At 61.7% G+C, this 23,087-nt stretch carries 22 protein-coding genes; 7 read left to right on the top strand and 15 right to left on the bottom strand.

Features of this window, described 5'->3' with window-relative positions:
- Positions 1-10: 10 nt before the first annotated feature.
- Positions 11-2,464, bottom strand: coding sequence for a glycogen/starch/alpha-glucan phosphorylase (locus tag PQQ86_RS24610; protein ID WP_408272830.1), 2,454 nt, complete (start codon positions 2,462-2,464; stop codon positions 11-13).
- Positions 2,465-3,213: 749 nt separating this feature from the next.
- Between PQQ86_RS24610 and PQQ86_RS24605 the strand changes: the two genes are divergently transcribed.
- A complete protein-coding gene (locus tag PQQ86_RS24605; RefSeq protein ID WP_208620658.1) occupies positions 3,214-4,581 on the top strand; it encodes an MFS transporter in 1,368 nt (455 codons plus the stop codon).
- 55 nt (positions 4,582-4,636) lie between these two features.
- On the opposite strand, the gene ltaE is transcribed toward PQQ86_RS24605, so the two are convergent.
- From ltaE to PQQ86_RS24590, 3 genes are all read right to left on the bottom strand, one after another.
- Positions 4,637-5,644, bottom strand: a complete 1,008-nt coding sequence (ltaE, locus tag PQQ86_RS24600) for a low-specificity L-threonine aldolase (RefSeq protein WP_408272828.1) — start codon at positions 5,642-5,644, stop codon at positions 4,637-4,639.
- Positions 5,645-5,810: 166 nt separating this feature from the next.
- The gene (locus tag PQQ86_RS24595) at positions 5,811-6,575 is read right to left on the bottom strand and encodes a peptidoglycan DD-metalloendopeptidase family protein (protein ID WP_408272825.1); all 765 of its coding nucleotides are present in this window, start codon (positions 6,573-6,575) and stop codon (positions 5,811-5,813) included.
- Between the two features lie 147 nt (positions 6,576-6,722).
- Positions 6,723-7,034, bottom strand: a complete 312-nt coding sequence (locus PQQ86_RS24590; protein WP_408272821.1) for a cupin domain-containing protein — start codon at positions 7,032-7,034, stop codon at positions 6,723-6,725.
- A gap of 248 nt (positions 7,035-7,282) precedes the next feature.
- On the opposite strand from PQQ86_RS24590, the gene PQQ86_RS24585 reads away from it, so the two are divergent.
- Positions 7,283-7,603, top strand: coding sequence for a hypothetical protein (locus PQQ86_RS24585; protein ID WP_028198298.1), 321 nt, complete (start codon positions 7,283-7,285; stop codon positions 7,601-7,603).
- Between the two features lie 168 nt (positions 7,604-7,771).
- Positions 7,772-8,533 (top strand): DUF2968 domain-containing protein, encoded by a 762-nt coding sequence (locus tag PQQ86_RS24580; RefSeq protein ID WP_408272814.1) that lies wholly within the window; start codon positions 7,772-7,774, stop codon positions 8,531-8,533.
- A 132-nt stretch (positions 8,534-8,665) separates the two neighbouring features.
- Here the strand turns inward: PQQ86_RS24580 and PQQ86_RS24575 are convergent, their stop codons facing one another.
- The 7 genes from PQQ86_RS24575 to PQQ86_RS24545 all read right to left on the bottom strand — a co-directional run bounded on the left by PQQ86_RS24575 (position 8,666) and on the right by PQQ86_RS24545 (position 14,245).
- The gene (locus PQQ86_RS24575; protein WP_408272811.1) at positions 8,666-8,983 is read right to left on the bottom strand and encodes a DUF4148 domain-containing protein; all 318 of its coding nucleotides are present in this window, start codon (positions 8,981-8,983) and stop codon (positions 8,666-8,668) included.
- 265 nt (positions 8,984-9,248) lie between these two features.
- The gene (gene gnd, locus PQQ86_RS24570; RefSeq protein WP_408272808.1) at positions 9,249-10,658 is read right to left on the bottom strand and encodes an NADP-dependent phosphogluconate dehydrogenase; all 1,410 of its coding nucleotides are present in this window, start codon (positions 10,656-10,658) and stop codon (positions 9,249-9,251) included.
- Between the two features lie 222 nt (positions 10,659-10,880).
- The gene (locus tag PQQ86_RS24565; RefSeq protein ID WP_408272805.1) at positions 10,881-11,522 is read right to left on the bottom strand and encodes a DUF938 domain-containing protein; all 642 of its coding nucleotides are present in this window, start codon (positions 11,520-11,522) and stop codon (positions 10,881-10,883) included.
- A gap of 12 nt (positions 11,523-11,534) precedes the next feature.
- On the bottom strand, positions 11,535-12,140 hold the full coding sequence (locus tag PQQ86_RS24560; protein ID WP_408272803.1) for a pyridoxamine 5'-phosphate oxidase family protein: 606 nt from the start codon (positions 12,138-12,140) through the stop codon (positions 11,535-11,537).
- Between the two features lie 112 nt (positions 12,141-12,252).
- Positions 12,253-13,122 (bottom strand): NAD-dependent protein deacetylase, encoded by an 870-nt coding sequence (locus PQQ86_RS24555; RefSeq protein WP_408272800.1) that lies wholly within the window; start codon positions 13,120-13,122, stop codon positions 12,253-12,255.
- A 50-nt stretch (positions 13,123-13,172) separates the two neighbouring features.
- Positions 13,173-13,403 carry an oxidoreductase-like domain-containing protein gene (locus PQQ86_RS24550; protein WP_408272797.1) on the bottom strand — a complete coding sequence of 77 codons (231 nt, stop codon included), beginning with the start codon at positions 13,401-13,403 and terminating at the stop codon, positions 13,173-13,175.
- 77 nt (positions 13,404-13,480) lie between these two features.
- The gene (locus tag PQQ86_RS24545; RefSeq protein WP_408272794.1) at positions 13,481-14,245 is read right to left on the bottom strand and encodes an SDR family oxidoreductase; all 765 of its coding nucleotides are present in this window, start codon (positions 14,243-14,245) and stop codon (positions 13,481-13,483) included.
- Between the two features lie 245 nt (positions 14,246-14,490).
- Here PQQ86_RS24545 and PQQ86_RS24540 point away from each other — a divergent pair, with 245 nt between their 5' ends.
- On the top strand, positions 14,491-15,345 hold the full coding sequence (locus tag PQQ86_RS24540) for a polysaccharide deacetylase family protein (protein ID WP_408272791.1): 855 nt from the start codon (positions 14,491-14,493) through the stop codon (positions 15,343-15,345).
- A 99-nt stretch (positions 15,346-15,444) separates the two neighbouring features.
- Here the strand turns inward: PQQ86_RS24540 and PQQ86_RS24535 are convergent, their stop codons facing one another.
- A complete protein-coding gene (locus tag PQQ86_RS24535; RefSeq protein WP_408272788.1) occupies positions 15,445-16,857 on the bottom strand; it encodes a DUF2252 domain-containing protein in 1,413 nt (470 codons plus the stop codon).
- 74 nt (positions 16,858-16,931) lie between these two features.
- Complete coding sequence (locus PQQ86_RS24530) at positions 16,932-17,945, bottom strand: hypothetical protein (protein WP_408272786.1); 1,014 nt, start codon at positions 17,943-17,945, stop codon at positions 16,932-16,934.
- Between the two features lie 439 nt (positions 17,946-18,384).
- On the opposite strand from PQQ86_RS24530, the gene motA reads away from it, so the two are divergent.
- The 3 genes from motA (at position 18,385) to PQQ86_RS24515 (ending at position 21,038) form a co-directional block, all read left to right on the top strand.
- Positions 18,385-19,254, top strand: a complete 870-nt coding sequence (gene motA / locus PQQ86_RS24525) for a flagellar motor stator protein MotA (protein WP_408272783.1) — start codon at positions 18,385-18,387, stop codon at positions 19,252-19,254.
- 14 nt (positions 19,255-19,268) lie between these two features.
- Positions 19,269-20,258: a flagellar motor protein MotB gene (motB, locus tag PQQ86_RS24520; RefSeq protein ID WP_408272780.1), complete on the top strand. Its 990-nt coding sequence runs from the start codon at positions 19,269-19,271 to the stop codon at positions 20,256-20,258.
- 96 nt (positions 20,259-20,354) lie between these two features.
- Positions 20,355-21,038 (top strand): Pr6Pr family membrane protein, encoded by a 684-nt coding sequence (locus PQQ86_RS24515; RefSeq protein WP_408272777.1) that lies wholly within the window; start codon positions 20,355-20,357, stop codon positions 21,036-21,038.
- 362 nt (positions 21,039-21,400) lie between these two features.
- Here PQQ86_RS24515 and mctP read toward each other — a convergent pair whose 3' ends face one another.
- Positions 21,401-22,882, bottom strand: coding sequence for a monocarboxylate uptake permease MctP (gene mctP / locus PQQ86_RS24510; RefSeq protein ID WP_408272774.1), 1,482 nt, complete (start codon positions 22,880-22,882; stop codon positions 21,401-21,403).
- The gene (locus PQQ86_RS24505) at positions 22,879-23,076 is read right to left on the bottom strand and encodes a DUF3311 domain-containing protein (RefSeq protein WP_007177944.1); all 198 of its coding nucleotides are present in this window, start codon (positions 23,074-23,076) and stop codon (positions 22,879-22,881) included. Before PQQ86_RS24505 ends, mctP begins: the two co-directional genes overlap by 4 nt.
- Positions 23,077-23,087 lie beyond the last annotated feature (11 nt).

The raw sequence follows: 23,087 nt of genomic DNA, 5'->3' as shown, positions 1-23,087 counted from the left end.
CTCCACCCCGTCACTCCATACTGAGCGGATTCACGTGCCAGATGTTGCGCGCATATTCGCCGATGGTGCGGTCTGACGAAAACTGTCCCATGCCCGCGACGTTCTCAATCGCGCTCTCGGTCCACGCGCGCCTGTCGACAAAACGCGCATCCACTTCGTCCTGCGCTTTCGCAAACGCGGCGAAATCGGCAAGCACCATATAGTGATCGCCCCAATCCACCAGCGTGTGGAAAATGTCCGAAAAGCGCAGCGGATCATCCGGTGAGAAGTAACCCGTGCGAATCTGGTCGAGCGCCATGCGCAGTTCCGGATTCTCCTCGTACACTTGCCGCGGCCGGTAGCCGGTGGCGCGCAGGTTGTCCACTTCATCAGCGGTATGGCCGAAAATGAAAATGTTCTCGCGCCCCACTGCGTCGCAGATCTCGATGTTCGCGCCGTCCATCGTGCCGATCGTCAACGCGCCATTCAACGCGAGCTTCATGTTGCCTGTGCCTGACGCTTCGGTGCCGGCCATTGAAATCTGCTCGGAGAGGTCGGCCGCCGGAATGATCAACTCGGCAACGCTCACACCGTAGTTCGGCACGAACACCACCTTGAGGCGATCGCCGATCAACGGATCGTGATTGACTTTCTCGCTGACATCGCCAATCAGCTTGATGATCGTCTTCGCCATGCGATACGCGGACGCAGCCTTGCCGGCGAACATCACCACGCGCGGCACCCAATCGCGCTCCGGATTCGCGCGAATCTGGTTGTAGCGCACGATCACGTGCAACACGTTCAGCAACTGCCGCTTGTATTCGTGAATGCGCTTGACCTGAAGGTCGAACAACGCGTCAGGGTCGAAGTGCAGTTTGGTGTGATGCGCAAGCCGCTGCACGAGCCGCAGTTTGTTCTGCCGCTTCGCTTCATGAAAGGCGTCGACGAACGCGCTGTCGTTGCGCAGATTGCGCAGTTGCTCCAGCTCGAACAGATTCCTGCGCCATTGCTTGCCGATCTGCTGATCGATCAGCGACGACAGCGACGGACTCGCCTGCGCCAGCCAGCGCCGCGGCGTGATGCCGTTGGTGACGTTAGTAAAACGGTCTGGATAGATGCGCGCAAAGTCGGCGAAAATATCGCGCGTCATCAGTTGCGAATGCAGCTTCGATACACCATTCACCTTATGACTCGCGACGATCGCCAGGTACGCCATCCGCACACGCCGCTGGCCATATTCGTCGACTAGCGAAATGCGGCGGATCATTTCGCCGTCATGTCCCGATTGTTCGCTGACATGCTTGAGAAAGCCCGCATTGATCTCGAAGATGATCTCCAGATGCCGCGGCAAGAGGCGCGCGAGCATCTCGACGTCCCACGTTTCGAGCGCTTCGGGCATCAAGGTGTGGTTCGTGTACGAGAAAATCTTCGTGACGTGATGCCACGCCTTGTCCCACGGCTGATGATGAACATCCACCAGCAAGCGCATCAGCTCCGGAATCGCCAGAACCGGGTGCGTGTCGTTCAGATGCACCGCCACCTTTTCGGAGAAGCGACCAAACGTGCTGTGCGTGCGCTGATAGCGGCGAATCAGATCCTGCATGGTCGCCGAGACGAAGAAGTATTCCTGCCGCAGCCGCAGTTCGCGGCCGGCCGGCGTCGAGTCGTCCGGATACAGCAGGCGCGAGACGTTCTCCGACATGTTCTTCGTATCGACCGCGTTGCGGTAGTCGCCACGATTGAACGCGCCGAGATCGAGTTCTTCGGTGGCGCGCGCCGACCATAGACGCAGCGTATTGGTCGCGTCCGTCGCGTAGCCCGGAATGACGGTGTCATACGCGGTGGCGTTCACATGCTCGGTGTCGATCCACTCCACATGCTCGCCGCGCTGCACCGTGCGCCCGCCGAAATGCACCATGTACTTGATTTCGGGCCGCGGAAACTCCCACGGATTACCCGCGCGCAGCCAGTAGTCCGGCGCTTCGACCTGTTCGCCGTCGACGATCTCCTGACGGAACATGCCGTATTCGTAACGGATACCGTAGCCGAAACCTGGAATGCCGAGCGTCGCCATCGAATCGAGAAAACAGGCCGCGAGCCGCCCAAGGCCACCGTTGCCGAGGGCCGCGTCCGGCTCGATATTGACCAGCATGTCCATGTCGACGCCGAGATCCGCGAGCGCTTCCTTCATCTGATCGTGGATGCCGAGCGCCAGCAACGCGTTCGTAAACGTGCGGCCGATCAGGAATTCCATCGACAGGTAGTAGACGCGTTTGACGTCCTGTTCATACTGCAGGCGCGTGGTCTTCATCCAGCGCGCGACCAGCCGGTCGCGCACGGCGAGCGCTGCGGCGTGCAGCCAGTCATGTGGATGAGCGGTGACGGCGTCCTTGCCGACGCCGTACATCATGCGATTGGAAATTGAGCGCCGTAGCGCGTCGACGGTACTGTTGAGCTGGTCGAATTCCAGATCGACGGCTGTCATCGAGGCCTCCGGGGAAAAAACGACGCGACATACGCGAACCGCATAGATGACGGACGGGAGGCGCGTGTCGGTCAGGCGGGTTAACAAACAGAGTACGACATTTTACGGCGCGCGGACACCGGCGAGCGCGAGCGGGTGCTCATGCACATGCCATGCCCGCCGGCATACGGGGCTTCACACGTTTCGCACGCATTCCCCGCACGCACGCGGTGCAGAGGCAGCCTGTGCGCAGCACTGGGCGCGTGCATCAGCCCGCAAAACAGGCAAACGATGGCGGGCAATGCAAGCCGACTGCATGGGAGAGGCAGCACGATTATCTTTTTCGACGTGTGACGTGCCGATGAATGCGTTGATCGGTTCAATACGTGGTCAAATCGCCGCCTCGTCTGCTGAACCGTTATGCCGAAGCGATATGTGGCAACGCGGCGCCGTGCCGATTCGAAGACGCCGGACGGCCTTGACCGTTAGTTGCATTATAGACATCCAGGTGAGTGCCCCACCCTGCCGGCCTCCCAGCACGATTTCCACGTCTCTGTAACAATCACTTCATTCGCCGCGCGCCGCCTTGACCGCTGGACACGGGCGCCGCGCTTCACGCCACGCAACCCTGCCGCCGGCACGCCGCCGCGCTGTCCCTCCGACGCGCCCGGCGCTGCGGCATGCATAACCCGACGAGCCACGCCTTGTCCGACAAACCCAGCGCCACCCGCGGCGTCACGCTCGACCAGACCCTTCCAGCGGACGGCCCGATGAGCGCCGCCAACCGCCGCGCGATGGCCGCGATCATGCTTGCCGTCGCGCTCGCCACACTCGACACCGCGATCGCCAACACCGCCCTGCCCGCCATCGCCGCGGATCTGCACGCTGCGCCCGCGGCCTCCGTGTGGATCATCAACGCCTACCAGCTCGCAATGGTCGCGACACTACTGCCGCTCGCCGCACTCGGCGATATCGTCGGGCATCGCAGGATCTATATCGGCGGCATTGCGCTGTTCACGCTGGCGTCGCTGGCGTGCTCGCTCGCCTCGACACTGCCGATGCTGGCCGCCGCGCGCGTGCTGCAAGGTCTCGGGGCGAGCGCGATCATGAGCGTCAACACGGCGCTGATCCGTTATCTGTATCCGCCGCATCGGCTCGGGCGCGGCCTCGGCACTAACGCGTTGATCGTCGGGGTGTCGTTCGCGGTCGGACCGACGGTGGCCTCGCTGATTCTGTCCGTTGCCGCGTGGCCGTGGCTGTTCGCGGTCAACGTGCCGTTGGGTCTGCTGGCGCTGGCTTTCGCATGGCCCGCGCTGCCGCACACCGAGCGCGGCAAGCACAACTTCGACCCAATCGCGGCGCTCCTCAACGTGATCACCTTCGCCGCGCTGATCTTCGCGCTCGGCGAAGCGGCCCAGCGCGCCTCGACGCAACTGGTGCTGAGTGCGGCCGCGATCGCTGTGGTGTTCGGCGTGTTACTGATTCGCCGTGAAGCCGGTCACCCCGCACCGATGCTGCCGGTCGATCTGTTCAAGCGGCCTGTGTTTGCGTTGTCGGCCGTGACTGCGGTGTGCTCGTTCGCCGCGCAAGGGCTGGCGTTCGTGTCGCTGCCTTTCTACTTCGAAGACGTGCTGCATCGCAGCCAGGTCGAGACCGGCTTTCTGATGACGCCGTGGCCCGTGGTGGTCGCACTGGCCGCGCCGCTGGCAGGCAGTCTGTCCGACCGCTATCCACCGGGCCTGCTTGGCGCGATCGGCCTTGCGGTGATGTCGGCGGGGATGGCGTCGCTGGCATTGTTGCCGGTGCATCCGCATGTGCTCGACATCGGCATCCGCATGGCGATTTGCGGCGCGGGCTTCGGCTTCTTCCAGTCGCCCAACCTGAAGGCATTGATGGCGAGCGCGCCGCCCGAGCGCAGCGGCGGCGCCAGCGGCATCGTCGCGACTGCCCGGCTGCTTGGGCAGACCACCGGCGCTGCGCTGGTCGCGCTGAGCTTCGGTATCGCCGGCCGGCATGGCCCCACACTCGCGCTCAGCGCCGGCGCCTTCTTTGCCGGCGCGGCGAGCCTTGCGAGCGGACTGCGGCTGTTCGCGCCTTCGCATCGCTCAGGCGTGCACGCGAAAGCGTCGGCGAAATAAACAAAGCGGGCGCACTGCTGTGGCAGTGCGCCCGTCTCTTCTTCCTGCATTTCGATTAATGCGCGGCGAAATACCCTTTCACCGCGGCGATAAACGTATCGATATCCGCACGCGACACATCCTTATGCGTGACGAAGCGCGACGCGTAGAGCATCTGAGTGAGGATGCCGCGCTCCTTGAGCCACGCTTCGAGCGGTACGCAATGCTGCTGCGGAAAATGCGCGAACACCATGTTGGTCGCGATCGACTGCACCTTGACCTGGTCGATCGATTCCAGACCGGCCGCCAGATGTGCGGCGTTCGCGTGATCGTCGGCGAGACGCTCGACGTTGTGATCCAGCGCGTACAGGCATGCCGCTGCCAGCATGCCGGCCTGCCGCATCCCGCCGCCCAGCACCTTGCGCCAGCGATGCGCCACATCGATCAGCGCCTGACTGCCGACCAATACCGAGCCGACCGGCGCGCCCAGGCCCTTTGAAAAACAGATCGAGATCGAATCGAACGGTTCGCATAGCGCTGCGACCGGCTTGCCCGATGCGACCGCCGCGTTGTAGACCCGTGCGCCGTCGAGGTGAGCCGACAAGCCATGCTTACGCGCCAACTGCACAGTCTCCTCGACATAACCCGCCGGCAGCACCTTGCCGCCGATGGTGTTTTCCAGCGCCAGTAGCCGCGTGCGCGCGAAGTGGTTGTCGATCGGTTTGATCGCGGCAGCGATCTTCTCGAGCGGAATCGAACCGTCGGCGGCATTCTCAAGCGGCTGCGGCTGGATGCTGCCGAGCACCGCCGCGCCGCCGCCTTCGTACTTGTAGGTATGCGCCAACTGGCCGACGATGTATTCGTCGCCGCGCGCGCAATGCGCCATCAACGCCGCCAGATTGCTTTGCGTGCCGCTCGGAAAGAACAGGCCGGCTTCCTTGCCGGCACGTTCCGCGACCGTTGCCTGCAGACGCAGCACGGTTGGGTCGTCCCCCCAGACATCGTCGCCCACTTCGGCGGCCGACATGGCCGCGAGCATGGCCGCGGTCGGACGGGTTACGGTATCGCTGCGCAAATCGATCATGGTGAGAGCCTTGTGTGTCCCTGTTTGTGTCAATGCATGACAGCCTGTGACAGCCGGCACGGGCGCCACCTCTCATCTGGGTCGATGGACGGCCGCGGTTCCGGCTGTGGAGCCACACAGTGTATTCAATTAACGCGGCGCTGAAAACCGTGCGAATGAGCGCAGCTCACCCACCCGACTTCGGCAGCCACGCAAGCGGGTCGACCGGCTGGCCATTCTGGCGAACTTCGAACTGGATCGACGCCACGCCCCGGCTATCCACGCCGACTTCGCCGATGGTTTGCCCTTGCGCGACAGCGTCGCCTTCCTTGACCAGCAGCGTGCTGTTCTGCCCGTAGGCGGTAATCAGCGAGTCGTCGTGCTTGATAATGATGAGCGGACCGTACGCTTCGATGCCCGTGCCGGCGTAAACCACCCGCCCGGTCGCGGCGGCCTTGACCGGATCGCCTGCGTGGCCGCCGATCACGATACCGTTCGACTTGCCCGGCGCAAAGGCTTTCAGCACGGGCCCCCGTAACGGCCACAGCAGCACGCCTTGCTGCGCAACACCGGGCGCGCCTGGCGTGGTGGCAGCGCCATTCTGACCGGCAACACCGACCGGCGGTGTCACGACGCTACCCGACGCCATTGGCGGCGCCACCCGCAGCACCTGCCCCGGATTGACCGCCGAATTCGCTGCGAGGCCGTTCCATGCCGCAATCTCCTGCGGCTTGCGACCGTACGCCGACGCGATGGCCGCCAGCGTGTCACCCGGATTGGTGCGGTAGTAACCGGCCGGCACAGGGACCGTGCTAAGGGTAGTCGGGTGGGAGGGCGCGCTGCTGTAGAACGGCGTGCTTTCCCACGGCATCGACGTACAACCGCTGATCATCACGCCGAGTGTCGCCGAGATCAACAACCGGGTTGCCGTGAATTGCCATTGTCTTGTCATATGATTTTCCTCGACACTTAGATTCAATCGGATTCAATCAGCCCCAAGCATTCGCCGTGCCGCTCGCTACGGGCGCCACGGCGCGTATCCATTATGCCGCCGTGTACGCTGGCAACGGCTTCAGCACGGACATGGGCCAAGGAACCGTCAAACACTGCCCTCTGCCTCGACCACCAGAATGCGCGCCACGCCGATCGGATGCGCAACATGTTCGGTGCCCACCGACGCGTAGAACACATCGCCCGTTTCCAGAATCGCCGACTGTTCAACACCCGCTTCGCGATAGCGCATCTCCACGCGGCCGTCGAGCACGGCGAACACTTCCTCGCCGTCGTTGACATGCCACTTGTACGGCTGATCGGTCCAATGCAGGCGCGTCGTGATGCCGCCCATGTTGGCGATATCGAGCGCGCCCCACGGACGCGTCGCGGTGAAGCTCTTGCTGCGAATGATCTTCATGGTGAATAGTGGGTTGAGAAGCAGACGCTGTCGACGCGTTATCCGTGCCGCATACCGAGCCGCCCGGCCCGGCGGGATCACGCGTTTCGACCGACCCCATTATAGGTGTTACAGCAGGCACGACCGCCGCCACACGGCCACGCGAACGCATTCGTGTGATTATTGAATCCTTTCAAGCCTCGCCTATACTCAGTCATGCTGCCGCAACGCACCGTACGCAAACGCCTGGATCCTGCGAGGAGTTGAGGATGAACAAAGCCACCTTTCTGGCCGTGCAACTCAACGTCGACGATATTGCGGCGTCGCCCGGTTTGGTCGAGTTGCTGAACACCCATCTGGTTTTCGCGGCAGACGTAGCCGAAGCCGCCGACGCGCTGGTCCAGCTGGCCAGCATCGCGGGATTGTCGAGCGGCGTCGAAGCCAGCGTCGAAATTCCAGCGCTAGCAATCGAACGGCTGCGCGAGGCGCTCGACAATCTCAGCGGTTACGACGAATCCTGGTTGCTTGCCCTCGAACCCAGCCGCGCGTTGTTCGATGAAATAGGCCGCCGGCATCGCACCTTGCATTAAAGCTGCGCTCACGGAAAACACATCCGCACTGCCGCGCACCCCGGTGCTCATCTGCTAGTACCGCCGGTCCGCCACTTTTCGCTCACCGCTCGAACCGCCAGATTGTCCGGCATGCTTGACTGTCGACGCCGTCTGAAGGTTTCGGGCGAGTCAACCGGAGGAACCGCCGTGAAAAGTCTCCTGAACCGCCGCAGCGTGCTGGCAGGCCCATCGCATCTCGTGCAGGTCGCGCGAGAGAACGCCGCCGATCCCGTATCGCCTGACGATAGAGAGGAAGCGGCGCTGGCCGCGGCGGCCGGCGTCACGCCCGCTGCCGCTGGTGCACAGCCCGCCCCAGTCGCCGAGCCGGCGCGGCCGGTGACGACGTTACGGCCGGTGCCAGTGGTGCCTTCGCAGGTTAGCGCGCGCGGCGTGCAGATGGCCGACACCGCCGAAATCGAATGGCTCGCCGAAGAAGAAGCGCTAACGCCGTTCCGCGTGTTCCGCAGCTTCGCCTATTCGGTCAGTCTGCTGTTCCACGCGAAGGAGCTGGCGTACTACGTCGCGCTGTATCAGGACGGCTCGCTGTGGCGCGCGCTCAAAGCCGCCGACCTCGAAGCCGCAGAAGCGGCCTTCCATCACTTCGAGGAACAGGCCACGCGGCTCTCGGAAGGCGAAACGCGCCGCGCACAACTCGAGGCGCAAAACGAACAGCTCGCGCGCATGATCGCGCGCTCCGAGGCGCAGGCCGAACGGCTGCGCACGGACCTGCAACGGCGCGGCGCGCAGGAACAGACGGTGTCGAACCGGCAGCATCAAATGCGCAAGGAGGTGTCGCAACTGGAAGCGCAACGCGTCGCCGCGCAGGCGCATCTGAACAAGGCGCATCGGCAGATTCATCAGCTCAATCTGACCAGCAACGAAGGGATCCCGCATTTGCCGAACCGTTGAAGCGCGTCTTGGAACTGATCTGACGACCAAGCAGAGCCGTAAACGACAAAACGCCGCCCGGCAATCCGGTCGGCGTTTTTTTCATTACCCGCCGCCTGTCAGCCAGGCGGCGTTCACATCAGCTTCGGCGAATTAGTTGCCGAAGTAGACCGAGTTACGGTCATTGCCGGTCACCGGACGGCCGGCTTGCGAGGCGCCAGCGATCGGTGCGCCGTAGCCGCTGTTCACAGCTTGAGCGGTGCCGTTCTGTGCATCGACGCGTGCTTGCGCAGCCTGCAGGTTAGCCGGGTAGTCGACATGATCGCCAACCGGGTTGTAACCGGCCTTTTCCAGCTGCACCAGTTGAGCGCGCACTTCAGCGCGGGTAACCGGCTGGTTCGATTGAGCAAACGAAGCAACAGGAGCAACCAGAGCGGCGGCGACGACAACTGCAGAGATAAGGGTCTTCATGATGTAAACCTCCAGAACTTGTATTTAATGTGCTTTGGGCTCGTTGTCCCGTAGCGCTTAAGTAGAAGTTTAGGAGCGGTGACATCTAGGGGAAACCCCTAAAACGACGAAACTCTATTCCGAAATTCGCAATAGTAGAGGGTCCAGTGTGCCGCCACGCTATCTGCACGATAGCTATCAGCAATAATTGCCCATCTCGACTTCAATCGCTCGCGCGACCCGACGCGCCTTGCTGCAAGCACGCGCCGGGTCACGATTCAAACGCTCAGCTCCAGTTCGCGTGGAAGCTGCCCGGCTTGTCGATACGCTCGAACGTATGCGCGCCGAAGAAATCGCGCTGAGCCTGCACCAGGTTCGCCGGCAGGCGTTCCGACCGATACGCGTCGAAATAGGCAACGGCCGATGCGAATGCCGGCACCGGCACGCCCGCATTGATGGCCGCGATCACAACTTCGCGCAACGCCGACTGATAGTTCTTCGCGATGTCGCGGAAGTACGGATCGAGCAACAGATTGGCGATTGCCTTGTCTTTCGTATAGGCGTCGGTGATTTTCTGCAGGAAGCGGGCGCGAATGATACAGCCGGCGCGGAAAATCTTCGCGATCGTGCCGTAGTCCAGATCCCACTTGTACTCTTCCGATGCCGCGCGCAGTTGCGCGAAGCCTTGCGCGTACGAAATCACTTTGCTGAAGTACAGCGCACGGCGCACCGATTCGATGAACGCGTCACGCTCGGCGCCGAGCGGCTTGGCTGCCGGCCCTTCCAGCACCTTGCTCGCCGCCACGCGCTGAACCTTCAGCGACGACAGCACCCGCGCGAACACGGCTTCCGTAATCAGCGGCAGCGGTGCGCCGAGGTCGAGCGCGTTCTGGCTGGTCCACTTGCCGGTGCCCTTCTGCGCCGCGCGATCGAGGATCACGTCGACCAGATCCTTGCCGGTTTCTTCGTCTTTCTTCTTGAAGATCTTCGAGGTGATTTCGATCAGGTAGCTGTCGAGCTCGCCCTCGTTCCATTCGGTGTAGACCTTGGCCAGCTCATCGTTCGACAGACCGACGACCTGCTTGAGCACCGCATAGCTCTCGGCGATCAGCTGCATGTCGCCGTATTCGATGCCGTTGTGCACCATTTTCACGAAGTGGCCCGCGCCGTCCGGACCCATATACGCGACGCACGGCTCACCGTCCGGCGCCTTGGCGGCGATTTCGGTGAGGATCGGGGCGACCAGGTCATAGGCGTCGCGCTGGCCGCCCGGCATGATCGACGGACCTTTCAATGCGCCCTCTTCGCCGCCCGACACGCCCGTGCCGATGAAATGCAGGCCGGCTTTCGCCAGTTCCTGATTGCGGCGGATGGTGTCGGTGAAATGCGTATTGCCGCCGTCGATCAGGATGTCGCCCTTGTCCAGCAGCGGCTTGAGCGACGCGATGGTGGCGTCGGTCGGCTCGCCTGCCTTGACCATCAGCAGAATGCGGCGCGGTTTTTCCAGCGACTCCACGAAATCTTCCAGCGTGAAGGCCGGCACCAGCTTCTTGTCCGGATATTCGGCGATGAGTTCGTCGGTTTTCTCGCGGCTACGGTTGTACACCGACACCGCGTGGCCGCGGCTTTCGATGTTGAGCGCCAGATTGCGGCCCATGACCGCTAGCCCCACCACGCCGATTGCCTGTTTGCCCATGTGAATTCTCCAGAGTCCAAAAAATGTCGAGACGCTGCGCCGGAAAGAACGTCGGCGGAACGTCGAGGGTGAAAGGATAAAAGAAATGCCGGCTTGCCGCTCGCTGACGCGCATTAGCACTTAGCGAGCGGGCTTTCCACTGCGTGCGGGTTTCAACTTTATGCGGCGCCCGGTGATGCACTTTATGACGCACCGCTTACACACCGCATTACGCAACGTCTGTCAGACCCGCGCCGCGTCCAGGCGTTTCCTGAAAACCAGACTGAAATTGTTCGCCGGCATCGCGATCGGCTCGTCGCACACGAGTCCGACCGATGCGCCCAACGCTACCACCGCTTCCATGTCGCGCACGCCCCACGCGGGGTCGCGGCTGCGCAATTGCTGATCGAACGCATCGTTGCTCGGCGAGGTTTGCGCGCCACCGCGTTTGTAAGGGCCGTACAGATACAGTACACCGCCGTCGACCAGTCGGCGACTCGCGCCGGTGAATAGCGCTTGCGTTGCACTCCACGGCGAGATGTGAATCATGTTGATACAGACCACGGCGTCGAACGTATCGACCGTATTCACGCCCCACTCCGCCTGATGCACATCGAGGGCGAGCGGTACGCGCACGTTCGCCAACCCTGCGTGCGCGATCCACGCCGCAATCGACGCGCGCGCATCCGCATCGAGATCGCTCGGTTGCCAGTCGAGCCCAGGCAATGCGCCGGCGAAGCAGATAGCGTGCTGGCCCGTGCCGCTAGCGATTTCCAGCACGCGGCCGGTGGGCGGCAGCACCTCGCGCAATACGGCAAGGATCGGTTCGCGATTGCGTTCTGCGGAGGGCGAGTGTTGCCGCAGCGCCGGATGGGAATCAGTCATGTTCAGATTGTTTCAGTACAGGGTCGTGCGCACGCGTTCGGCGAGTTCACGGTCATAGGTCGCGGCATCGAAACTCACGCCGTTGATGCGCCGGTGGATCTCGCCGGCACTCGGCAGGCGCGAACGTTCGACATGACGCGCGGGATCCCACAGTTTCGAGCGCACCAGCGCCTTCGAGCAATGAAAGTACACCGCTTCGACGTCGATCAGCAGCACGGTGCGCGGGAGTTTACCTTCGACGGCGAAACCGTCCAGCAATTCCGGATCGTTGGAAATGCGGCCGCGACCGTTCACGCGCAAACTTTCGCCGACGCCCGGAATGATAAATAGCAGCGCCAGGTGCGGCTCGGCGATGATATTGCGCAGGCTGTCGACGCGATTGTTGCCGATGCGATCCGGCAGCGCGAGCGTGCGTTGGTCGATCACGCGCACGAAGCCCGGCGCGTCGCCACGCGGCGAACAGTCGAGGCCTTCCGGACCGGCGGTGGCGAGCACGACGAAAGGCGCGATTTCGATGAACGCGCGATAGTCTTCGTTGACGTACGGAATCTCTTTCTTCACTGCGCGTTCGTGGGGCTGACCGTAGATTGCTTCGAGCTGTTCGATCGTCGTCAACATCGGCGTTCCTTTCGCGGGACGGTTGTTTTTCGTGAGAGCGGTGCTGCGTGGGATTGGGATTATCGACGATTTATGCGGGCCGCGCGCTGATCGGGAAGCTCGGGCAGTCCGCTCAATCCAATGCCAGACGGCCCGCCAGCGCGGTCAGCGTGTCGGCACAGGGCGCGGCGATTTTCAGCGACAGCAGCGGATCGGCGCGCGTGCGCCCCAGATTGATCGCGACAATCGGCTTGCCCTGCTTCTGCGCCCACACGCAGAAGCGGTAGCCCGAATAGACCATCAGCGACGAGCCGACCACCAGCACTGCGTCCGCCGCGTCGAGCGCATGCGACGCCGCTTCGACACGCTCGCGCGGCACGCTTTCGCCGAAGAACACCACGGCGGGCTTCAACAAACCGCCGCAGTTCGTGCACGCCGGAATGCGGAAAGCGTCGAGATCGTGCCACTCCAGATGCGCATCGCCGTCGGCGGCGGTTTCGGCGGTGACGTTCAGCAACGCGGGATTGTCGGCTTCGAGCGTCTGCTGGATCGACGCGCGTGAATGCTGCATCCCGCAATCCAGACACGTCACGCCGTCGATGCCGCCATGCAGTTCGATCACCTCGCGGCTACCCGCCCGCTGATGCAAACCGTCAACGTTCTGCGTGACGAGCGTCGGCACATGGCCCGCTGCCTCGAGCCGGGCCAGGGCGGTATGCGCGGCATTCGGCTGCGCGTCGGCCACCACCGGCCAGCCAGCCATGCTGCGTGCCCAATAGCGCCGGCGCATGGCTGCCGTGCCGAGAAATTCCTGCAGCGTGATCGGCGGCGAACGTTTCCATTCACCGTTGTCGTCGCGATAGCCTGGAATGCCGGAATCGGTGCTGATGCCCGCGCCGGTCAGCACGAACAGACGCGGATGACGCTGCACGAAGGTATGCAGGTCGTCCAGCGTGTGCGTTTCGTTGAAGGGTTCGATGGGCGCGGGCTGAAGGTCGGACATGACGGGGACGGGGTATGGCTGCGGCCTTGGCGTAAAACCTGAAACACCGTTTAGCGGCGCGTACGCGGTTTGCTGTGACGCGCTTGAACCGTTTGTACCTTTTGCACCTTCAGCGCCGCCTGCCGCGCTTGCCATTCGGCGAGCGCAGACTGATAGCGCTCCAGAGCTTCATCGTAGAGATCGAAGACACACGGATTGCAGCCACTATGACAACAATCGTCGAGGTCGGGCTGCACGGGCGGCACCGGCTGCGGGTCGTCCTTGGGTGTGGCGCGGGGCACGGCGAATCGCTTTTTCCAAAGGGCGGGAAGCGCCCAGTATAAGTTGATCTCCTGCGATGCGTGCGGAAGCGCCCCGCTCAGCCCCGGCCGACGAACGGCATCTTGCTCGCCATGATGGTCATGAACTGCACATTCGCCGACAGCGGCAATTCGGCCATATGCAGCACCGCGTCGGCAACGTGCTGCACGTCCATCAACGGCTCGACCGCGATTTCGCCGTTCGCCTGCGGCACGCCGCGCGCCATCCGCTCAGCCATTTCCGTCGCTGCATTGCCGATATCGATCTGCCCGCACACGATGTCGTATTTGCGGCCGTCGAGCGAAACCGCTTTGGTGATGCCGGTAATCGCGTGCTTGGTCGCCGTGTAGGCGATGCTGTTCGGCCGCGGCGCATGCGCGGAAATCGAGCCATTGTTGATGATGCGGCCGCCCCGCGGCGTCTGCGTTTTCATCAGACCGAAGGCGGCGCGTGTGCAAAGAAACACGCCCGTGAGATTAGTGTCGACCACCGAGCGCCATTCGTCGACATCGAGTTCGTCGATATCCACCGGCGTGCCGTTGCGGCCCGCGTTATTGAATAGCACATCGAGACGGCCGCGCCGCGAGCGGATCGTGTCGAACAGCGCAGCGACGCTGTCGGCGTCCGTCACATCGCAGGCCACGGCAAGCGCGTCGCCGCCCAGTTGCTGCGCTTCTTCGACCACGGCGTCGAGCGGTGCCTGGCGACGGCCTGCGAGTACGACGCTATAACCGTGTTCCAGCATCTTGAGCGCGCAGGCCCGGCCGATGCCGCTGCCCGCGCCCGTCACCAGCGCAACCTTCTTGATTCCCGTTCCTGTCACAGCACTTCTCCCGCTCGGTTTCTTTGGCTTTAGCACCATACAACAGCGGATCGCCCTTCACAAATGCAACGGGCAACGGCGCGGCCGTCGCGAAGCACGATGTCTTTCAGCTTTCTTTCATTACTTATCGTTACCTTCCGCAACAGCGTCGCGTTGCGCATCAATGGTATCGTTGGCTGTTGCGCGTCACGCGCGCGATTCATGGCCTTCCCAGGACGGAGGAAGGAAGACAGGAAGCACGCTTTATGAACGAACTTTTCACCCCGCATCGCAATGAGCCCGCGCCGCAGCACCGCTGGCCGCGCACCGGCTATCCCGCGATGCTCACCGCCACCGCCGCATGGCACGTATTCGTGCTGGCCGGCTGGCTGCTGACACCTGCCGCATGGCCATGGTGGCTCGCCGCGATCTTCGCGAATCACGCTATTTTCACGGTAGCGGGCCTGTTGCCGCGCACCTCGCTGCTGGGCCCGAACTGGACTCGCCTGCCCGCCGACGCACGCAACGCTGACGCGATTGCATTGACCATCGACGACGGTCCCGATCCCGTCGTCACCCCGCAAGTGCTGGATCTGCTCGACGCTTTCAACGTGCGCGCCACCTTCTTCTGTATCGGCGCGAAAGCGCAACGCTACCCGGAGCTCGCACGCGAGATCGTCGCACGCGGCCATGCGCTGGAAAACCATTCGCAGGTTCACGTGCACACGTTTTCGATCACGTTTCCGGGCGCACTCACGCGCGAGATCGAAGCGGCGCAGCGCACCTTCCAAGCATTGAGCGGCGAGCGGCCGATGTTCTTCCGTGCTCCGGCCGGCTTACGAAACATCTTTCTCGAGCCCGTGCTACGTAAACTCGATTTGCGGCTCGCGGCATGGACGCGGCGCGGCTACGATACGCGCGAGCGCGATCCCCACGTGGTCACGCACCGGCTGCTCCACGGCCTTGCCCCGCGCGACATCCTGCTACTGCACGATGGAAATGCCGCGCTCACCATCGAGGGCAAACCGCTGATACTCGCTGTGCTGCCTTGCGTGATCGACGCGGCGCGCCACCAGCACCTTCGCTTCGTTACGCTGCGTGAAGCACGCATCGACGACTGAACTGCGAGCAATCCTTCCGCGTGGCCCCGCCACCAATATGCGGCGAGCCACGCAAACATTGCTCACGCGGCGCAAGCACAACTCAAGCGCGATCGACTGTTACACCCGGAAATCCGCCGCCATGTCTTCGTCCGTGCGCGCCTCGAGCTCGCCGCTGCGGCAGGCCTTCAGAAACACGTCGTAATCACGTTCCACCTGGTCCGCGTAGCTGGCGGCATAAGCTGCGAGCGATTCCGCAAACTGATCACCACGGCCGATATACGCGCTGACTTCGATCGCCTGGCCACTCGCCTTGGCATGCGCGCGCGCCATGATCCAGCCGCACAGTTTCGCGTAACCTTCCAGCAGGTCGGTGTCGAACAGTTCGATGTTCGCCGACAGTTTCATGTCGCGCAGTTGCCGGAAGTAGAAATGGCGCCCTAACGGCCCGTTCGCCCAGCCGAGAAAGATGTCGCTCGCGGCCTGCAGCATGCGCTGCCCTTGCACGACGCGTTCGCCCTCGTGCTTGACGGGAGCCGACTTGTAGTACTGGGCGACCACCGACGGCCGCGCCTCCTTGAGCTGCAGGAACAACGGCTTGCCCATGTGATCCGTGTTCAACACGACCATGCAGCGCGTGCCGACGCTGCCAACGCCCACCACTTTGAATACGATGTCCTGCACGGTGAAATGGCTGAGCAGCTCGCGCCGGTCATGCGACATCGTCTTCAGGTACTCGCCCCACATGCGTTCGAGCATCTTGCGCCAGTTGTGGCCCCTGAATGCTTCGGTTTCTTCAGGTGTGAACAGCGTGTTCGCGCCTAGCACGTGGAACAGCGCCGGCGGCGCATCGCGGATCGTCCAGTGGTCGCCGTCGTGCTCGGCCATTTTCTCCAGCAGATTTTCGTGGGTACGGTTCGCGGCTTTTTCCATGCCGCGCCGCACGATGCGGCGGCGCTCGGGGGTCAGCGCGGTTTCCGCCATGCGGTCGAAGGTGATGCGGTCGTACCAGAGTTCGAGCGCGCCGCACTGCGCATATTGCGTCATGCGGTCGCGGTATTCGGTGACGGCGGTCATCACCAGATGCTCGGCCGTGCCTCGGCTCAAACGCATATGACGCGCGGCGACCACGAGGCTCGCGGTCAGGCGTTTCAGATCCCATTCGAAGGGACCCGTCGCTACCTCGTCGAAGTCGTTCAGATCGAATACGAGTTGACGCTCTGGTGTCGCGAACCCGCCGAAATTCATCAGATGACCATCGCCGCAAATCGGCATGGTGAGGCCGGTGTCGGGGACACGGCTCAGGTCGTGCGCCTGAATGATCGCGGTGCCGCGAAAGAAGGTGAACGGCGACACTGACATGCGCCCGTAGCGTAACGGCACGAGCCTTTCGACTCGCCCCTCGCTGCTTTGCTTGAGCAACTCGATCGGGTTGCGATGCAACTCGCCTACCGTGCGATGACTCGACCGCTTCGAGTGCTCACGGGCGGCACGGCCACGGGCCTCCCGTTCGGCGATGGTGCTGGCTTTCATGCTCTTCTCCGGTTTTTTTGTGTGAATCTATACCATCGGTTCTAGAAGACTGCTTCTGCTGGCACGGTGAGCCATCACCAACGGTAGCCCACACCGCCGAAAATCACATCCGAGTCGCGATCATAGCGTGTCACGACACGATTCCATTCGATCCGCGCATTCCAGTGATCGGTCACGCGATACGAGCCGGCGATCGTGACGAGGCCGGAAAACTTCCCGGCGCCCGGCCCCGGCGTCAGGCTGTTCTCGTTTTCGTTGATCGCATAGTAGGCGCCGACGCCGAGCCCGAGCGATACCTTATCGTTGAGGAAGGCACGCGTCGCCCACAGTTGGCTGGTCAAGCCGTCGCGGCGCGCCGCCTTGCTGCTGCCCTCGTGAAGATAACCGACCGTCACGTCGAGGTATTTCGCGAGGCCGCGACGGTACTCGATCGCGCCCCCCAGTGCAGTCGGCGAGCTGGTCGAATTGATGATCGTCTCGCCGAGGTACACCGCCACTTCGTTGTTAGTGACCTTGTGCGGACTGCCGCTCGCCCAGTCGCGCGGACCCGGGGTACCTGGGGCATCGAGCTGATAGCCGACGCCGAACATCACGCTTGTCGCATCCGGCCCGCGTTGCACGTGCACGCGATTCAACTGCAGTTGCGTGATCCACCGGCTCGACGCGTAGTACGCCGCGCGCACGCTATACACGACACCCCAGCCGTGAGTGTCCGAATAGCTTCCGCCTTGCACGGAAGTGGTGGTGTCGAAGTAACGGTATGGACCGACGCCTGCCTGCAGGACGAACTGCGGGCTCCCGACGGGAATACGGCCCCATAACTGGATCATCTGGCCGTCGCGATGATGATCGGGAATGTGTCCTTCATTCAGCCACGTGAAGCTCGCGGCGAAGTATTGCCCGAGCCCTTCCTGATAGTTGAACGCCCACGTGTAGGTGTTCGTGCTGCCTGCGCGCGAGCCGCCGCCGAATAGGGAAAACTCCTGGGCGTGAGCGGCGTTGGACGCGAACAGAAGCCCGAGACCGGCAATGCAGGAGGCCGCTTTGGCTGCCAGCTTGATGTTCTCGGCAGAATTCAGATTCCGCATGCTTTTCGCACCTCCGGATGGGCTGCTGTCGCTGCCGGCATTCGTGAGCCGACCAGAAGCCGAGTGGCGGCTTTGAGCGCCGGGACTGGCTGTCGTTACAAACTGTTTACCATGCTAGCAGACCGCCCGGTAAAAATGTCGCGCCATGCGTTTTGAATAATCCAGTCATGCAACCACGTCCTCAATCATCCGGCCTGCGAAGGCCCACAATTGGTTGCGACCGCAACGACTGGTCACAACACGGCGGACAAAATTACCGGAAACCGAACCGATGATTAACTAGTTGGTGAATATTTTCTTTTTCCCTGATGCGCACACTTCAGACATCGCGAATCTGGCCGTTTACCGGTACATACGGAATATTAGTGGCGCACTCGAAAAGCCCTTGAGATGGGGCCTGTTCCACCGAACGTGCGTCGCGCAAGATAACGGAGAGAGCATGTTTGTCGCAATCGGCTGGGTAGTGGTAATTGCTTCTGTGATCGGTAGTTTTGTCGGGGTAGGCGGGCATCTTCCGGCGCTCGTTCAACCGTTCGAATTGCTATGTATTTTCGGCGCGGCGATCGGTGCGTTTGTCGTGAGCAATCCGACCTCCACGCTGAAGAAAACGATCAAGGCGATTCCTTCGTGTTTTAAAAGCGGTGGATATACGAAGGAAAAATATCTTGAACTGATCGCGCTGCTTTACGAGTTGCTTCAGAAGGCACGCAAGGAAGGCATGATGTCGCTCGAAGCCGACGTCATGGCGCCGGAAGAAAGCGTGCTGTTCCAGAAGTATTCGCACGTCTTGAAGGACCATCATCTGCTCGACTTTATCGTCGACTATTTGCGCATGATGTCCGGCGGCAACGTGAACGTGCTCGAAGTGCAGGACCTGATGGACGAAGAACTGGCCACGCATCATGCGGAAGCGTCGGTCGCGGCCAACGCGATTCAGAAAATGGCCGACGGCTTACCTGCATTTGGCATTGTCGCCGCCGTGATGGGTGTGGTTCATACGATGGGTTCGGTCGGCGCGCCGCCCGCCGTGCTCGGCGAAATGATCGCCGGCGCACTGGTCGGCACCTTCCTCGGCATTCTTCTCGCCTATGGCTTTATCGGTCCGGTCGCCGATCTGCTCAATGCCAAAGGCCGCGCCGAAGCCAAACCTTACCAGTGCGTGAAGGCCGTGTTGCTCGCCTCGCTCTCCGGATATGCACCGCCGATCGCCGTCGAATTCGGCCGCAAGGTACTGTTCACTGCCGACCGTCCGAGCTTCCAGGAGCTCGACGACGCCGTGCGCGCCACCAAGATGCCGAAGTCGGCCTGACGCGGAGCGGCATCATGAGTGAAGGAAGATCGCGCGCGTCCCAGCAGGACGAGACAACCGCTCCCGTGATCGTGCGCCGCTCGAAGAAGGGTGGCGATCATGGCGCCCATCACGGCGGCGCATGGAAAATCGCCTACGCCGACTTCGTCACCGCGATGATGGCGTTTTTCCTGCTGATGTGGCTGCTCGGTTCGACGTCGAAGTACGACAAGCAGGGCATCGAAGACTACTTCAACACCCCGCTGTCGAGCCTGCTCGGCGGCAACGAGGGCACGGCAGCAGCACGTCCAAGTGTCATCCAGGGCGGCGGCCGTGACATTTCCGACACTCGTCCCGGCGACGGCAAGAAAACCCAGACCGAACCGACACCACCGGCGAAGGTCCCACCGATCGCGGCGCCTGCGGACGCAGCACGGCTTCAGCAGTTGAAACAGAAGCTCACCGCTTTGATCGAACAGAGCCCGGCGTTGAAGGCATTCAAGGATCAGATCCGCATTTCGATCACGAACGAAGGTTTGCGCATCGAGATTGTCGATTCGCAGAATCGTCCGATGTTTCCGTCCGGCAGTTCGAAGTTGCAGCCTTACGCCGTGACGCTCCTGACGCAGATCGGCGCCGCGCTCAACGACGTGGAGAACCGCATTTCGATTGCCGGCCACACCGACGCAGTGCCTTACACGGCTGGGCCGGAGGGCTACTCAAACTGGGAGCTATCGTCCGAACGGGCCAACGCCGCACGCCGGGCCTTGGTAGCCGGCGGCATGCACGGCGAGAAGCTGCTGCAGGTGCGCGGGCTCGCCGATGTATTGCCGCTGAACAGCAACGTCGCGGACGAACCGACCAATCGGCGCATCAGTATCCTCGTGCTGAATAAGGCCGCGGAACTCGCGTTCTTCCACGACGGCGGCCGCACTGCAATTGACGAAACGTCGCCCGCGAGTTCGACCATTCCCGAGGTAGTGAACCGTTTGCAGCCGGTCAGTGTTTCGCGTAGCACGCCGTAGAATTTTTTGAGCAGAGGTTGAGTTCGGATCGACTTCGACTCGCGCGGTTTTTCGCGCCTGCTGCAAAGCGAATACAGTGTGTATAGAATCGTTCGCATGCGCCCTGCCCCACATCGTCATCGTGAGCCCGAGCTTCCGCTCCACACGCCCAGCGTCTCGTCTGTGACGCTGGCGGCGATCATTGCCGTCATCGCGTGGATTTCCATCGTTGCACAAGCCGACCTGACGATTGATCGCACGCTTGCCCGCGGGCTCGGCGTGCTCGATGGGGTTGCGCGAATGAGCAGTTACCTCACCAATCTGACAGCATTGGCTTGCGCGGTCTGTTTTACCTGCGTAGCGCTACGTGGGCACAGTTCGGCGGTCGTGCGGTTCTTTCGACAGCCAACCGTCGTGACCGCGGTCGTTGTCTACATGGCATTTGTGGGGATCGCCTACAACTTGCTTCTACGCGGAATGTGGTCGCCTAGAGCGTACAGGCTGCTGCTCAACGAATCGATGCACAGCCTTTTACCAATGCTGGCCGTACTTTACTGGGTGTTATTCGTACCGCGATTTCATTTGTGGTTGCGGCATTGCCTGTTGTGGCTGATCTATCCCGTCGCGTACCTCGCCGTTACCTTCTGGCGCGGCAGTTTGTCAGACTTTTATCCCTATCCCTTCATCAACGTTGACGTGCTCGGCGTCAGACACGTTGTCGTGAATTCCGCCCTACTGTTTGGCGGATTTTTGATGTTGATGGCCGTGTTCGTGGGGATTAACTTCCGGCGTAGACGCTGACAAAAAGTACACCGTTGCATCCCCGTCGCAGCTCGACGGAGATAGGCGCGAGATGACCCACCGGTTTTTGAACTACGCTTCGGCGCGCGAAGCGTCGCAGGAAGAATGACACCCTTGTCACAAGCGTATGCAGGTGCACGAACCCAGATTCCAGATGCACCACTACCCTGTGCAAACCACGGTCCCCGCTTGGCAGGAGTGGTTTGAGCCGCTTTCTTTTGCCTACTTTTCTTTGCGGCAAGCAAAGAAAAGTAGGTGCCGCCCCGCACAGGGGCAACACTAATAGACCACAAACAAAACAAGGAAAGGCCAACGCCGCCTGAGCAACCACCCCAGCGGCGCCAGCCACCCGAACAACAACATCAAACCGCCGCAACAACCCTCCGCGGCGACAAAACCGACACAACAAAACTAACAACAACATTAGCAGCCAGCGCAATCAACCCGATATAAACCGGATAAACAGCATCCCCAATATGCAAAGCAAACACCGGCTTTAGCCCTTGAGAAACAGCGAGCCCGGTGCCAAGCACGATCCCAACCAGCCACCCAAGAAACAACCCCGGCGTATTCAGCCGCCGCGTGTACAAAGAAAACACAATAGCCGGAAAGATCTGCAAAATCCAAACCCCACCCAGCAACTGCAGATCAATCGCGTACTGCGTCGGCAAGAACACAATAAACAACAGCGCCCCAAACTTCACAACCAGCGAAACGATCTTCGCCGTAGAAGCCTCCGCCTGAGGCGTGATATTCGGCGAGACGAGAGGACGCCACAAATTCCGCGTGAACAGATTAGCCGCACCAATCGACATGATCGCGGCAGGCACCAACGCGCTAATCGCAATAGCCGCCGCTGCAAAGCCGACGAACCACGACGGGAACAGCGTGTTAAACAGCGCCGGCACCATATCGGACGCCGACTTCACATGCACCCCAGCCGCAATCGCCATGTATCCAAGCAACGCAATCAACCCCAGCAACAACGTATAAGCGGGCAGGAAAATCGCATTCTTGCGCACCGTATTAGCCGACGAGGACGACAACACCGCCGTCATCGTATGCGGATACATGAATGCCGCCAGTGCCGAACCCAAAGCCAGCGATGCATAAGCAGTAAACTGCGCCGGCTTCAGAATGATCCCGGTTGCGCCGCCCTTGGCCTTGAAATACGTATCGGCCGCATCGAACACATGCGCATAGCCGCCGAGCTTCGCCGGAATCAGCCAAATGGCCGCAATCACGACGATGTAGATCATGATGTCCTTGACGAACGCGATCATCGCCGGCGCCCGCAAGCCGCTTGCGTACGTGTACAGCGCAAGAATCACGAAGGCGACGATCAGCGGCATTTCGCCGGTCACGCCGAGCCCCTTGATCACGACCTGCATGCCCACCAGCTGCAGCGCGATATAAGGCATCGTCGCGACGATACCCGTGATCGCAACCGCAGCAGGGAACCACTTGCCGCCGTATTCACCCTGAACATAGTCCGCTGCCGTGATGTGATCCTTCGCCTTCGCGATCTTCCACAACTTCGGCATCACCGCGAACACGAACGGATAGACGATGATCGTGTACGGCAGCGCAAAGAAGCCATACGCGCCCACCGAATACACCAGTGCGGGCACCGCGATCACGGTATAGGCGGTATAGAAGTCGCCACCCACGAGGAACCACGAAATCAACGTGCCGAACTGGCGGCCACCCAGGCCCCACTCATGCAGTTGCGTCAGATCACCCCGCTTCCAGCGCGCGGCAAAAAAACCAATGACAGTGACGAGAACAAAGAATGCGATAAAGACGGTCATCGCGACCGGGTTGACAGGATTGACATCGCTCATTTGACACCTCGGTACACGACGTAAATCAGTAGCGAGGTCAACGGAACCCACAAGAACTGATACCAGTAGAAGAACGGAAAGCCGGCGAACGAGGGACGCGTGTCGTTATAGAACGGCAACCACAACAACGCGATGTACGGGATCAGCAGGATTAGCCATAGCCATGAACGGCCGGCAGGTTGGGAGGTCTCCACAAACTTCTCCT

It is taken from the genome of Paraburkholderia sediminicola (genome assembly GCF_046026675.1).
In the GTDB taxonomy this organism is placed as follows: Bacteria; Pseudomonadota; Gammaproteobacteria; order Burkholderiales; family Burkholderiaceae; genus Paraburkholderia; species Paraburkholderia sediminicola_F.
Note: the sequence above shows the minus strand (reverse complement) of the source record. Positions and strands in the feature narration are given on the sequence as shown.